Here is a 13,620-nt window from a genome sequence, read left to right as displayed (position 1 = left end):
TCCGGTGCTGACCAGAGAACTCCTCGCGATCCCCATGCCTGCCGGGCAGCGCCTGGACATCAACTCCGGCGTCGCCCGGCTGTCCGGGAAGATCTGGGCGGCCCTGTGGCGCGACGACCGGCAGAAGCCGACGACGGCCGTCCTGATCGTGCACCCAGCGTCGAACTTCCTCGGCCACTACGCGCTGCGTGACCTCGCGCGCCGCGGTGTCGCCGCGGTCGGGTTGTGTACCCGTTACGTCGGCAACGACTCGGCGCTCGTCATGGAGAACTGCGTGCTCGACATCGGCGCTGCCGTCATGCACCTGCGCTCACTTGGCTACGCCGAGGTCGTGCTCGTGGGCAACTCCGGTGGCGGCGGGCTGGCCGCGCTCTACCAGGAGCAGGCCGAGCACCCCACGATCACCGAGACCCCGGCCGGCGACCCGGTCGACCTGACCGCGGCGAACCTGATCCCGGCCGACCGGCTGGTCATGGCGATGGCACATCCGGGTCGTGCGACCGTCTACACCGAGGGCCTCGACCCGGCGATCACCGACGAGACGCGACCGTTCGACCGCGACCCGTCCCTGGACATGTTCGACCGGGCGAACGGACCGGCCTACGGCGCCGGGTTCCTGGCCCGGTACCGGGACGCCCAGATCGCCCGCAACGAGCGGATCACCGACTGGGTGCTCGGGCAGCTGTCCGAACTGGACACGCACCGCCGGGAAGGCCGCAACGGCGAGAAGACCGGCCCGGACGACCTCCCGTTCGTCGTCCACGGCACGGCCGCCGACCCGCGGTTCACCGACCTGACCGTCGACCCGTCCGACCGGCGGCCCGGGACGCTGTGGGGCGACCCGTGGACGGCGAACTTCCAGCCCGCGTCGCTCGGCCACCTCACCAGCCTGCGGTCCTGGCTGAGCCAGTGGAGCTACACGCGCAGCCGCGCGAACGCCTACCGCTGTCTTGCCGGCGTCGCCGCTCCCGTGCTGGTCGTGTACGGCTCGGCCGACAGCGCGGCCTTCCCCAGCCACGCGAAGGGGATGTACGACGCGGTGTCCCACGACCGGCGTGAGCTGGTCGAGATCAAGGGCGCCGACCACTACTTCCAGGGCACCCCGGAGCTGGCTACCGCCATGTGCGATCACATCGTCGAGTGGAGTCCGTGATGACCGATTCGGAAGTGGCGGTCATCGGAGCGGGCCCCGTCGGGCTCACGGTGGCGCTCGCGCTCGCCAGGCAGGGCGTGCCGGTCACGGTGTTCGAACAGGACGCCGAACTGTCCACCGAGTGGCGCGCCTCGACGTTCCACCCGCCCACGATCGAGATCGCCAGGCACCTCGGGGTCGCGGACGCCATGATCGACGCCGGCCTCGTCGCACCCCGCTACCAGGTGCGGGACCGTCGCGACGGGCTGATCGCCGAGTTCGACTTCGGCGTGCTGGCCGACGAGACCGAGTACCCGTACCGGCTGCAGCTCGAGCAGTACAAGTACACCCAGATCATCCGCGGGGTCCTCGAGGCCGATCACCCCCACGTCACGATCCGGATGGACGCAGGCGTCACCGGGCTGCGTGACATGGGCGACCACGTCGCGCTGACCGCGGGAGGCGCGACCACGACGGCGGGCTGGGTGCTGGCCGCAGACGGGGCCAGCAGCACCGTGCGCAAGTCGCTGGGCTGCCCGTTCGAGGGACTGACCTACGAGCACCGGTACCTCGTGCTCTCGATCGACTACCCGATCGAGGACCTGCTGCCCGGCATCTGCCACGTCAACTACATCGCCGACCCGGCGGAGCACCTGCTCGTCCTGCGGGTCCCCGACGTGTGGCGGGTGGTGGTCTCGGTGCCGCCGCACGTCGACTCCGACGAGGCCGTGTCGGACTCCTACGTGTGTGCCCGGCTGCACGCCCTGTTCGGCGAACAGCCCGGCCTGGTGCTGCGGGAGCGCAAGACCTACTCGGTGCACCAGCGGGTGGTCGACAGCTTCCGGCACGGCCGGGTGCTGCTGCTCGGCGACGCCGCCCACATCAACAGCCCGATGGGCGGGATGGGATTGAACAGCGGTCTCCACGACGCGTTCGACCTCTCCGTGCAGCTGACCGCCTTCCTCGCGGGCGAGGTCGACGAGACGGCGCTCGACCTCTGGGCGACCCGGCGGCGGAAGGCTGCGGTGGAGACCGTCCAGCGGATCACCCACCGCACCACGACGGCGCTGGCCGAACAGGACGAGCAGGAACGGCGCCGTTTCCAGCAGCAGATGTCGGAGATGGCGGCCGATCCCGAACGCGCGAAGGCGTGGATGCTCGACGCGGCGATGATCTCGAACGCCCGCGCGTACGACCTCCCGCCACGCGGGCGGGGGTGACCCGGGCATGGACTTCGCACTCGACGACGAGCAACACGACATCCGGGACACCGTCAGGAAGTTCGTGGCGAGCGAACTGCTCCCGAGGGAAACCGAGTTCCTGCGCCGCGAACGGCACGGCGGGTCCGGCCTGCCGCGCGACGAGCTGCGCGAGCTGCAGCACAAAGCACGCGAGTTCGGGTTCTGGGGACTGTCCACTCCGGAGGAGTACGGCGGGATGGCCCTGCCCGCGGTGACACGGGCGGTGATACAGACGGAGCTGGGGACCACCTGCGTCCCGTTCCGGTTCGGGGGCGCCGCGGACAACATCCTGTTCCACGCCAATTCCGAGCAGCGGGCCGAGTACCTGGTGCCGACCATCGAGGGTGACCGGCTCGGGTGCTTCGCGCTCACCGAGCCCGGCGCCGGATCCGACGCCGGCGCCATCGCAACCACCGCCCGCCGCGACGGCGACGACTGGGTGATCAGCGGTCAGAAGACCTTCATCACCAACGGGAACGACGCCGACTACGCCATCGTCTTCGCCGTCACCCGCGACGACGACCAGGCCGAACAGCGCGGGATCACCGCGTTCCTGGTGGACCGGTCAGCGGGATGGACCTCCTCCCCGATCCCCACCATGGGCAGCTGGCACGAACCCGCGACGCTGTTCTTCGACGACGTCCGGGTGCCCGCCACCGCGGTGCTCGGCGAGGTGCACCGCGGCTTCGCGCTGGCGATGCGCTGGGTCGGCTCCGGCAGGCACGCCATCGCCGCGCAGTGCGTCGGCATCGCGCAGCGGTGCCTGCGGATGGCCGTCGACTACGCGGGCGTCCGCAAGACGTTCGGCCGGACGATCGGCAGCAACCAGGCGATCCAGTGGATGATCGCGGACTCGGAGACCGAGCTGGAAGCCGGGCGCTGGCTCGCGTTGCGGGCCGCGTGGGACGCCGACCGGGGCGCCGACGCCCGGCACGCGGGCGCGATGGCCAAGCTGTACTGCACGGGGATGGTCGGCCGGGTCGTCGACCGGGCACTGCAGATCCACGGGGGCATGGGCTACACCAGGGAACTCCCGCTCGAATGGTGGTACCGCGCGGTGCGGGTCACGCGGATCTTCGAGGGCACCGACGAGGTGCAGCGCATGATCCTCTCCCGTGACCTACTGCGCGGGCACACCCGGATCGGAGGACATCTTGCCTAGTTCGATGGGAATGAGCGTCGCGGCGGCGTTGCGCGCGGCGGGCGAGGCCGCCGCGGAGCGGCCCGCGGTCGTGCACGGCGACCGGGTGCGCAGCCACGCGGAGCTGCACGAGCGGGCGAGCAGGGTCGCCTCGGCGCTGGCGGACCGCGGCGTCAGGCCGGGGAACGTCGTGGCCGTGGCGTTGTACAACAGCCCCGAGTACCTGGAGACGGTGCTCGCCGCGTTCCTGCTCGGCGCGGTGCCGGTCAACATCAACTACCGGTATCGGGAGCCGGAGCTGCGGTATGTCCTGGAGTACACGGAGGCGGTGGCCCTCGTCCACGACGAGAGCCTGGCGGAGCGGGTCGGGAACATCGCCGACGCACTCCCCCGGCTCACGGCGGTGCTGCAGGTCGGCGAGTCCTACGACGACGTGGCCAGGAACGGTCCCGCGCTGTCCGGCCCGGACCAGGACGGCACGCACGGGATCATCCTGCTCACCGGTGGCACCACGGGCCGCCCGAAGGGCGTGATCTGGGACCGGGACGGCCTGCTGGGGATCCTGTGCTCGGTGTTCCGGCAGCACGGCCTGACCGTGCCGACCACTCCGGACGAGGTGTCGGCCGCGGTCGGTGCGCTGGCGGAACGGGACGGCACACCCGTGGTGCTGCCGATGTCGCCGCTGATGCACGGCACCGGGTTCTTCCACGCGATGCGCACGCTCCTGGGCGGCGGGACCGTCTGTTTCTGCACGTCACGTTCGCTGGACGGGCACGAGGTGTGGCGCGCGGTCCAGGAGCACCGGATCACCGAGATGGTGATCGTCGGGGACGCGTTCGGCAGGCCGCTGCTCGCCGCGCTGGCCGAGGCCGAGACGCCCTACGACATCAGCAGCCTCAAGAAGATCACCAGCTCGGGCGTCATCTGGAGCGTCGATGTGAAACGCCGGCTGCTGGCGGCGGGGGCGATGACGCTGGTGGACAACATCTCCGCGTCGGAGGGCGGGCCGTTCGGCGTCGCGGAGGCCAGCGAGGAGGCCGACCTCGCGGACGGCCGGTTCGCGCTGGCCCCGGTCGCCAGGGTGCTCGACGACCAGGACCGGGACGTCCTGCCGGGCAGCGGGCAGGTCGGCGTGCTGGCCAGTGCCGGCCCGCAGCCGGTGGGCTACCTCCACGACCCGGAACGCACCGCGCGCACGTGGCGGGTGATCGACGGGGTGCGGTACGCGGTGCCCGGCGACCTCGCGTCGCTGGACGCCGACGGCAAGCTGGTGCTGCTCGGGCGCGGGGACGGCGTCATCAACACCGGCGGGGAGAAGGTGTTCCCCGAGGAGGTCGAGCAGGCGCTGCTGGCGCACCCGGCGGTCACCGACGCGGTCGTGTTCGGGACACCGGACCCGAGGTGGGGCCAGACCGTCACGGCGATGGTCGCCCCGGCCGAGGCACTGCTCGGGTTCAGCGACGAAGAACTGACCGTCCACCTCGGCGAGCGGCTCGCCCGGTACAAGCACCCCCGGCGGCTGGTCCGCGCCGACACGATCCCGCGCACCCCGGCGGGCAAGCTCAACCGCGCGCTCGCCCGCGAACTGGCGACCCGCAAGCTGGCGACCCGCAAGGAGGAGAACGCGACATGACACTCTCCGATTCGACCTCAGGGTCTAAAGCAGGCCGAGTGCTTCCCACCCGCACCTCAGGGGAACGTGACGCAAACCAGCCACAAGTACGTGACCGAACAGCACCTTCGTCCGCCAACGTGACCAACACACTGAAATCCGGGGAGGCGGGACTGCGTGAGTGACTTCCCCATCGAACAAGGGCACGTGCTGGCGTTCGCGCGGGCTCTCGGCGCGGAGCCGCCGCCGGACGGTGGTGTGCCGCTGACGTTTCCCATCGCCTACGCCCACTTCGATCCGGACTGGCCGCTGGTGATGCGCCCGGGGCAGCCGTGGCACGGCTCCGGCGCCGAACCGGGCGAGAGCCGCGGCGGCGGGGGTCTGCACGCGGAGCAGGAGTTCGAGTACTTCCGCCCGCTGCGCGTGGGTGAGACCCTCACCGTCCACAAACGAACGGGCAGGACGTGGACCAAGGAAGGACGGTCGGGCGTGCTCGACTTCGCCGAACGCCACACCGACTTCCACGACGCGGCGGGCGAGCTGGTCGCCCGCGCCACGACCGTGACGGTGGTCAAGCGATGATGGCGATCGCGGTCGGTGACGAGCGTTCGCAGGTCGTCGTCTCCGACTTGAAGCGGACCCAGATCGCCATGTACGCGGGGGCTTCCGCCGACTTCAACCCGCTGCACACCGACGAGCCGTTCGCGAAGAAGGTCGCGGGGAACCCGACGGTGATGTCGCACGGGATGCTCGTGATGGGCATGGCCGGTGAGGTGCTGGCGGGCTGGTTCGGCGTCGCGAACGTGCGCAGGTACCGGGCCCGCTTCCAGGCACCGACCTGGCCGGGCGACACCATCTCGGTGACCGCCCGCGTCGAGGCGGTCGCGAACGTCGACGGGGAGCACCGCGCGGAGATCTCCGTCCAGGCCACCAGCGGGGACAAGACGGTGCTGAGCGGCACGGCCACAGTGGTGCTCCCGTGACCGGCGTCGACGTGGACCGGATCGAGGCGATCGACGTCCACACCCACGTGCAGCTCTCCGTGGCCGACCAGCCGGAGGAGACGGAGGGCGAGGGCTTCGCGGCGATGACGAAGTACTTCAAGGCGGGCAAGGTCACCCGGTTCACGGTCCCGATGCTCGCCGAGTACTACCGGGAGCGGCGGATGGCGGCGGTGGTGTTCACCGTCGACTCGGTGCACCTGACCGGCAGGGAACCCCACCCGCCCAACGAGGAGATCGCGGAGCTGGCCGCCGAGTACAGCGACGTGCTCATCCCGTTCGCCAGCGTCGACCCGCACCGGGGCGCCAAGGGGGTACGGACGGCCCAGCGCCTCATCACCGAGCACGGCGTGCGCGGGTTCAAGTTCCACCCGACCTCGCAAGGCTTCTTCCCGAACGACCGGATGGCCTACCCGCTCTACGAGGTGCTGGCCGAACACGGGATGGTCGCGTTGTTCCACACCGGGCAGACCGGTGCGGGCGCCGGGCGGCCGGGGGGCGGCGGCCTGCGGCTGAAGTACTCCAACCCGATGGCCGTCGACGACGTGGCCGCCGACTTCCCCGACCTGAAGATCATCCTCGCCCACCCGTCGTTCCCGTGGCAGGACGAGGCGCTGTCGGTGGCCATGCACAAGCCGGGCGTCCACATCGACCTGTCCGGCTGGTCACCGAAGTACTTCCCGCCGCAGCTGGTCCAGTACGCGAACACGTTGCTGGCCGACAAGGTCCTGTTCGGCTCGGACTTCCCGATGATCACCCCGGACCGGTGGCTGGCGGACTTCGCCAACGCGGGCTTCCGCGACGAGGTCCGGCCGAAGATCCTCAAGGCCAACGCGGCGCGGCTGTTCGGCCTCACCGGGGCGGGAGGCTAGGTGTACTTCACGGGAGAGTTCGACGAACAGGTCGACGTCGCGGTGCTGGGGTTCGGCAACGCCGGGGCCGTCGCCGCGGTGACCGCGCACGACGCCGGCGCGCGGGTCGTGGTGATCGAGAAGCAGCCCGAGGGCAACCACCGGCCCAACAGCCGGTACGCGGCCGGGTTCTTCCTGGTGCCCACCGACGTCGACCGCGCAGTCCGGTATCTCGCGGCCCTGTACGCGGTGAACGGTGAGCAGGTCAGCCCCGGGCTGATCAGGACGTGGGCGGAGCAGACCGCGGCCAACCCGGCGTGGCTCACCGAGCACGGCGGCGAGTACGCCGTGCTCGACCTGCACGGCGAGCACGACACGCTGCCCGACCACGACTCGGTGACCGTGTACAGGGCGCTGCCGACGCCCCGGTCCGGTGACTACCCGGGCTGCCCACTGCACGGTCTGCTGCGGTCGCTGGTGTCCGAGCGTGGCATCGAGGTCCGGTACGGCACCGCCGCCACCGCGCTGCTGACCGGGCCGGACGGCGCCGTCGTCGGCGTCCGGGTCCAGCAGGGCGACAGGGTCACCACCATCGGCGTCCGGCGTGGCGTGGTGCTGGCGGTCGGCGGCTTCGAAGGCGACGAGTCGCTGAAGCGGCAGTACCTCCCGGTCACCCCGGTCCACTTCTACGGCAGCCAGGACAACACCGGCGACGGCGTCCGGATGGCCCAGGAGGTCGGGGCCGACCTGTGGCACATGAACACCTGGCCGGGGCACTTCGTCGCCCGGTTCGACGGCACCGGGTACGGCGGCGGCACCGGCATCGACCTGTGGGGGTCCGGGCGGTTCGGCCCGGCCACCGACGGCAACCCGGGCGCGGTCTTCGTCGACGGCGCGGGCCGCCGGTTCCTCGACGAGCCCGGCCGCCAGCACGCCGCCAACCTGGAACTGCTCGCGATGGACGCGCGGTCACTGACCCACCCGAGGATCCCGACGTGGTGGATCTTCGACGACGCCCGGTTCCGCAAGGCGCCGCTGGTGCCGACCTACTCCGGTCCGGCGGGCCCGGTCCACGACCACGCCTGGAGCGCCGACAACGTCGCCGAACTCGAGCGGGGGTGGATCCGCCACGGCTCCTCGGTTCGTGACCTCGCGCAGGCCTGCGACCTCGATCCGGAGGCGTTGTCGGCGACCGTGGGGCGGTACAACGAACTGTGTGCCCGTGGCCGGGACGACGACTTCGGCCGCGACCCGGTCACGCTCACGCCGCTCACCGGTGAACGCTTCTACGCCGTGCCGTTGTGGCCCGGCGGCTCGCACACGGTGGGTGGGCCGCGGCGCGACGAGCACGCCAGGGTGGTCGCGGCGCACGGGGACGTCATCCCGAACCTGTACTCGGCCGGTGAGCTCGGCTCGGTGCACGGCCTGCTGTACCCGGCAGGCGGCGCCAGTCTCGCGGAGTGCATGGCCTTCGGGCGGATCGCGGGGGCCGCGGCCGCGGAGAACCGGACGGGGGTGCGACGCGTGTCCAGCGCGTCGATAGGGTCGGAGAGGTGCCAGACATGAGCAGTGATGGCCGCGACAGCGACGGTCCCGCCCAGAGCGGTTCGCTCACCCTCGACCGGGGGCTGCGCCTGCTCGAGCTTCTCGCCGTCGAGGACCGGGACATGACGGTCGCGGAGCTGGCAAGTTCCCTGGGGGTGCACCGGCAGGCGGTGTACCGGCTGCTGACCACGTTGCGCTCGCACCGGTTCGTGGCAGAAGGCGGCTCCGGCCGCTACCGGCTCGGTCTCGGCGTCATCCAGCTCACCCGGCAGGTCAACCACGAGCTGCGCAGGGCGACGGCACCCCACCTGCGCAGGCTCGCCCACGAGTTCGGCGCCACGACGCAGTGCGTGGTGGCCGACGGCGGGGACGCGGTCGCGCTCGCGGTGGTCGAACCGCCGGAGTCGGTGTACCACCTCTCCCAGCACAGCGGCGCCCGTCATCCGCTCGACCAGGGCGCCAGCGGCGTGGCCATCCTGATGGGACGCAAACCGGGCGCATCGGACCCGGAGGCCGTCCAGGAGGCGCGCCGCGTCGGGTACGCGCTCTCCCGGGGCAAGCTCACCGCTGGCGCGGTCGGCGTCGCGGTGCCGCTCTTCGACGGCGACGGGCACCCGCTCGACGCCGCCATCGGGATCGTCTCGATGACCGAGGTGGACGCCGAGCACGTCGCGCAACGGCTCATCGAGGCCGCCAAGCAGATCGCCGACGGCGACATCTGACCCACCTGTCCGCGAGCCCCCCACCATAGGTGAGCCGGGGGCGCTCACGCGTGTGTTCGCGCTGCTCAACCGTGCGTGACCAGGCACTCGCACAGCCCGATGCCGCGACTGTCCACCTTGACCTGATGGCGGGCGCCATGCAGAATACTTGTCACAATATGAACAGGCCGTCCAACTATCGGACAACCACCTGTACGCAGTCGCCCATGTGACGGTCGTGAACCTCCACCAACCACGCAGCTGATCGCCACCTTGCGAAGGCTGTGCCGCCACCGCCCAGCGCCGGACGGAGCAGACGATGAACGCACGGATGGTCATACGCCGGGTCGGCGGTGGGCTGCTCGTCCTCTGGCTGGTCTCACTGCTCACCTTCCTCATGGTGAAGCTGATCCCCGGCGATCCGGCCGAGGTCATCGCGGGCGAGAACGCCTCGGTCGCGGACGTCGACCAGATCCGCGAGCAGCTCGGCCTGAACCGGCCCGTTGTCGAGCAGTACTTCTCGTGGCTGGGCGGGGTGCTCCACGGCGACCTCGGGACCTCGCTGTTCACCGGCCGCCCGGTCACCACGAGCATCCTCGACGCCGCACCGCCCACGCTGGCGCTCGCGCTCACCGCGATCGTGCTGGCGATGGTCATCGGGGTCGGCGCGGGCGTCGTCGCCGGGCTGCGCCAGGGCACCTGGCTCGACCGGCTGATCTCGACCGTCGCGACGCTGGGCATCGCGATGCCGAGCTTCTGGGTCGCGATGCTGCTGGTCTCGGTGTTCGCGCTGTCGCTGAAGTGGTTGCCGGCCACCACCTACGTGCCCATGTCGAACGGCTTCTGGCCGTGGCTGTCGCACATCCTCATCCCGGCGGTGGCACTCGGCCTCGCCACGGCGGCCGAGCTCGCCCGGCACACCCGCGGCTGCGTGGCCGACGTGCTCACCCGGCCCTACATCAGAACCGCCCGCTCCCGCGGCTCGTCCACCACGCGGCTGGTGCGCAGGCACGTCCTGCGCAACGCCGCGATCCCGGTGGTCACCGTGCTGGGGCTGCAGACCAGCCGCCTGATCGGCGGGACGATCGTCATCGAGGCGGTCGTCGGGATCAGCGGGCTCGGCTCGCTGGCCGTCAACTCGGTCCTGCAACGCGACTACCCCGTCATCCAGGGCTACGTGCTGTTCTGCGCGGTCGTCGTGGTGGTCATCAATCTCGTCGTCGACCTGGCCTACGGCTGGATCAACCCGAAGGTGCGCGCGTCATGAGCGGAGCTTGCGGAGCCGTGAGCGGAGCTAGCGGAGTGAACCATCGAGCAGAGCATCGAACACAGGGCGACCGCGAGCGGCTCCCCGGAGCCTGCGAGGTGAAGTCATGAGCACAACGTCGATACCGGTGGCAGCGGCGGCCACTCCCCCGCAACCGCCACGGCCCGCCAGGCCACGCCGTGGCCAGGTGGTCCGCGCGGTGCTGCGCAGGCCGGCCGGCGCCGCCTCCGTGGGATTCGTGGCGCTGCTGGCGCTGCTGGCGGTCTTCGGCCCACTGGTCGCACCACACGACCCGGACGCCCAGAACCTCGCCCTCCGCTTCGCCGACCCGAGCTGGACACACCCGTTCGGCACCGACGACTTCGGCCGGGACGTGCTGAGCCGGATGATCGAGGCCTCCAGGATCACGATCCTCGCGCCGCTGATCTCGGTCGGCATCGCGGTGCTGATCGGGCTGCCGGTCGGCATGCTGGCCGCGATCCGCGGCGGGTGGGTCGACGCCATCGCCGGACGGCTGGCCGACACGGTGCTGGCCCTGCCGGCGCTCGTCGGCGCGCTGGCGATCGTCGCCATCCTCGGACCCGGTCTGATCACCACCATGATCGCCGTCGGCATCATCTTCACCCCGACCATGTTCCGGGTGGTGCGCGGTTCGGCGGTCGCCGTGGCCGAGGAGACGTTCGTGCACTCGGCGATGGCCATCGGGTCGTCACGGCGCAGGATCCTGGTGGTGCACGTCCTGCCGAACATCGCCGCGCCGCTGATGGTCCAGGTGACCATCCTGATGGGCGTCGCGCTGCTGGTCGAGGCGAGCCTGAGCTTCCTCGGCCTCGGTGTCCAGCCGCCCGACGCGAGCTGGGGCTCGATGCTCGAGGCGGCATACGCGAACCAGTTCAAGGCACCGTACGCCGTCGTGCCCCCCGGGGTGGCGATGGTGCTGACCGTGCTGGCGTTCAACACGATCGGCGACGCGATCCGCGACGCGGTCGGCATCAGGAGGCGCGTGTGACCGCGACTGCAAGTCCCATCGACAGTGACGCCGCGCTCGGGACGCCCCTGCTGTCGGTCGAGGGCCTGACCATCGACCTGCCCGGCCACCCAGGACAGCGCGGCCTTGTCGAGGACGTCAGCTTCGACCTGCACCGCAAGCGATCGCTGGCGTTGATCGGCGAGTCGGGCTGCGGGAAGAGCCTCACCTCGATGGCCATCCTCGGCCTGCTGCCGCCCGGCCTCCCGGTACGTGCCGGTTCGGTGCGGTTCGACGGGGTGGACCTGCTCGACTGCGACGAACGCGACCTGCGCCGCGTGCGGGGCGGCCCGGTCGGGATCGTGTTCCAGGAACCCATGAGCAGCCTCAACCCGACGATGACCGTCGGCGACCAGATCGCCGAGGCGCGGCGGATCCACCTCGGCGAGCGCAAGGCGACCGCGCTGCGCGCCGCGGAGGCACTGCTCGACCGGGTGGGCATCCCGAACGCCCGGCAGCGGATCAGGTCCTACCCGCACGAGCTGTCCGGCGGGATGCAGCAGCGGGTCATGATCGCGGCGGCCATCGCCTGCGATCCGAAGCTCGTCATCGCGGACGAGCCGACCACGGCCCTGGACGTGACGATCCAGGCCGAGATCCTCGAACTGCTCAGGGACCTGCGGCGCGACCTCGACCTCGCGGTCCTGCTGGTGACCCACGACCTCGGCGTGGTCGCCGACTTCTGCGACGACGTCGTCGTGATGTACGCGGGGCACGTGGTCGAGCGGACGTCGGTCCGCGGACTGTTCTACGAGCCGCGGCACCCGTACTCGAGCGCGTTGCTCGCCGCGGTGCCGCAGGCCGGGCAGCCGAGGACCCGGTTGACCGTCATCCCCGGCCGCGTACCGCCCGCGGGCCGGTTCCCCGCGGGCTGCCGGTTCCAACCGCGCTGCGAGCACGCGCTGCCCGACCAGTGCGCGCGCCCCCAGCCAGAGGCCGAGCTGTCCGGCGGCCACCGCACCCGGTGCGGCCGGGTGGCAGCCGGTGCCGTGACCCTGAAGGGGGTGCCCCGTGGCTGAGCAGGAGGTGGTCGTCAGGGCAAGCGGTCTGGTGAAGGCCTTTCCACTGACCCGTACCGTGTTCGGTCGTCCACTGCGGACGGTGCGCGCGGTCGACGGCGTGGACCTGGCCGTCCACTCGGGAACCACATTGGGGCTCGTCGGTGAGTCCGGCTCCGGCAAGACGACGGTCGCCCAGCTGATCGCCAGGCTGTCCGAACCGGACGAGGGCACCATCGAGGTGGGGGGCACCGACGTCACCAGGGTACGGGGCAAGGCACTCAAGGGCGTCCGCGAACAGCTCCAGTACATCTTCCAGGACCCCTACGGCGCGCTGGACCCGACGAAGACCGTCGGTCACGCGGTCGCCGAGCCGTTGCTGGTGCACGGCCGGATCTCCCGCCGCGACATGGCCGCACACGCCGGACCGCTGCTGGAACGGGTCGCGCTCGACCCCGAGTTCGCGTTCCGGCGCTCGGACGAGCTCTCGGGCGGGCAACGGCAGCGGGTGTGCATCGCCAGGGCGCTGGCGCTGTCCCCGAGTGTGCTGATCGCCGACGAACCGACGTCGGCACTGGACCTGTCGACCCGGTCGGAGATCCTCAACCTGCTGATGGACATCCAGCAGGAGAGCGGCCAGGCGGTGGTGCTGGTCTCACACGACTTCGCCACCGTCCGGCACCTCGCGCACCGGATCGCGGTCATGTACTTCGGCCGGATCGTCGAGGAGGGCACGGCGGCCGAGATCGCCGAGTCGCCCGCACACCCCTACACCAGGGCCCTGCTGTCGGCGGTGCCCGTGCCCAACCCCGACCTGCAACGGTCCCGGCAACGCACCGTCCTGCACGGCGATCTCCCCGACCCGGCGGCACCACCCGTCGGCTGCCGGTTCCGGAGCCGCTGCCCGGTGGCGATGGACGCCTGCGCCACCGACGACCCACCGCTGATCCAGATCAGCCCCACCCGCCGGGTCGCCTGCCTGCGCCACGAGCCGGCGGCAGCAGCCTCGCCGCCGTCACCGACGTCACCGTCGTCGGTCGGCACACCGGACCGGGCCGGGACGCGATGACCCGACCCACCTGACCCTTCGTGCTCTCTCCCCTC

At 71.2% G+C, this 13,620-nt stretch carries 13 protein-coding genes; all 13 read left to right on the top strand.

All coding sequences use genetic code 11. The annotated features are described in order from the left end of the window. The first annotated feature begins 4 nt into the window (after positions 1–4). The 13 genes from ACFPCV_RS20145 to ACFPCV_RS20085 all read left to right on the top strand — a co-directional run bounded on the left by ACFPCV_RS20145 (position 5) and on the right by ACFPCV_RS20085 (position 13,585). Positions 5–1,153, top strand: a complete 1,149-nt coding sequence (locus ACFPCV_RS20145; protein WP_378057796.1) for a hypothetical protein — start codon at positions 5–7, stop codon at positions 1,151–1,153. Beyond that, positions 1,123–2,352 (top strand): FAD-dependent oxidoreductase, encoded by a 1,230-nt coding sequence (locus ACFPCV_RS20140; RefSeq protein WP_378057795.1) that lies wholly within the window; start codon positions 1,123–1,125, stop codon positions 2,350–2,352. Before ACFPCV_RS20145 ends, ACFPCV_RS20140 begins: the two co-directional genes overlap by 31 nt. Before the next feature lie 7 nt (positions 2,353–2,359). Beyond that, positions 2,360–3,535: an acyl-CoA dehydrogenase family protein gene (locus ACFPCV_RS20135; protein ID WP_378057794.1), complete on the top strand. Its 1,176-nt coding sequence runs from the start codon at positions 2,360–2,362 to the stop codon at positions 3,533–3,535. 4 nt (positions 3,536–3,539) lie between these two features. Continuing rightward, positions 3,540–5,147: an AMP-binding protein gene (locus tag ACFPCV_RS20130; RefSeq protein WP_378057793.1), complete on the top strand. Its 1,608-nt coding sequence runs from the start codon at positions 3,540–3,542 to the stop codon at positions 5,145–5,147. A 156-nt stretch (positions 5,148–5,303) separates the two neighbouring features. Beyond that, positions 5,304–5,708: an FAS1-like dehydratase domain-containing protein gene (locus tag ACFPCV_RS20125; protein ID WP_378057792.1), complete on the top strand. Its 405-nt coding sequence runs from the start codon at positions 5,304–5,306 to the stop codon at positions 5,706–5,708. Next, a complete protein-coding gene (locus ACFPCV_RS20120) occupies positions 5,705–6,109 on the top strand; it encodes a MaoC/PaaZ C-terminal domain-containing protein (RefSeq protein WP_378057790.1) in 405 nt (134 codons plus the stop codon). Before ACFPCV_RS20125 ends, ACFPCV_RS20120 begins: the two co-directional genes overlap by 4 nt. Next, a complete protein-coding gene (locus ACFPCV_RS20115; protein ID WP_378057789.1) occupies positions 6,106–6,999 on the top strand; it encodes an amidohydrolase family protein in 894 nt (297 codons plus the stop codon). Before ACFPCV_RS20120 ends, ACFPCV_RS20115 begins: the two co-directional genes overlap by 4 nt. Beyond that, a complete protein-coding gene (locus tag ACFPCV_RS20110; protein ID WP_378057788.1) occupies positions 7,000–8,544 on the top strand; it encodes an FAD-dependent oxidoreductase in 1,545 nt (514 codons plus the stop codon). Then, the gene (locus tag ACFPCV_RS20105; protein ID WP_378057787.1) at positions 8,541–9,245 is read left to right on the top strand and encodes an IclR family transcriptional regulator; all 705 of its coding nucleotides are present in this window, start codon (positions 8,541–8,543) and stop codon (positions 9,243–9,245) included. Before ACFPCV_RS20110 ends, ACFPCV_RS20105 begins: the two co-directional genes overlap by 4 nt. Positions 9,246–9,543: 298 nt before the next feature. After that, positions 9,544–10,491: an ABC transporter permease gene (locus tag ACFPCV_RS20100; RefSeq protein WP_378057786.1), complete on the top strand. Its 948-nt coding sequence runs from the start codon at positions 9,544–9,546 to the stop codon at positions 10,489–10,491. Between the two features lie 106 nt (positions 10,492–10,597). Continuing rightward, positions 10,598–11,500 (top strand): ABC transporter permease, encoded by a 903-nt coding sequence (locus ACFPCV_RS20095; RefSeq protein WP_378057785.1) that lies wholly within the window; start codon positions 10,598–10,600, stop codon positions 11,498–11,500. Further along, a complete protein-coding gene (locus ACFPCV_RS20090) occupies positions 11,497–12,537 on the top strand; it encodes an ABC transporter ATP-binding protein (RefSeq protein WP_378057784.1) in 1,041 nt (346 codons plus the stop codon). Before ACFPCV_RS20095 ends, ACFPCV_RS20090 begins: the two co-directional genes overlap by 4 nt. Further along, complete coding sequence (locus tag ACFPCV_RS20085; protein ID WP_378057783.1) at positions 12,530–13,585, top strand: ABC transporter ATP-binding protein; 1,056 nt, start codon at positions 12,530–12,532, stop codon at positions 13,583–13,585. The genes ACFPCV_RS20090 and ACFPCV_RS20085 overlap by 8 nt, the downstream gene beginning before the upstream one ends. Positions 13,586–13,620 lie beyond the last annotated feature (35 nt).

Source organism: Actinophytocola glycyrrhizae (assembly GCF_042653545.1).
In the GTDB taxonomy this organism is placed as follows: domain Bacteria; phylum Actinomycetota; class Actinomycetes; order Mycobacteriales; family Pseudonocardiaceae; genus Actinophytocola; species Actinophytocola glycyrrhizae.
The sequence above is the reverse complement of the archived record's forward strand: the minus strand, read 5'-3'. Positions and strand labels throughout refer to the sequence as shown.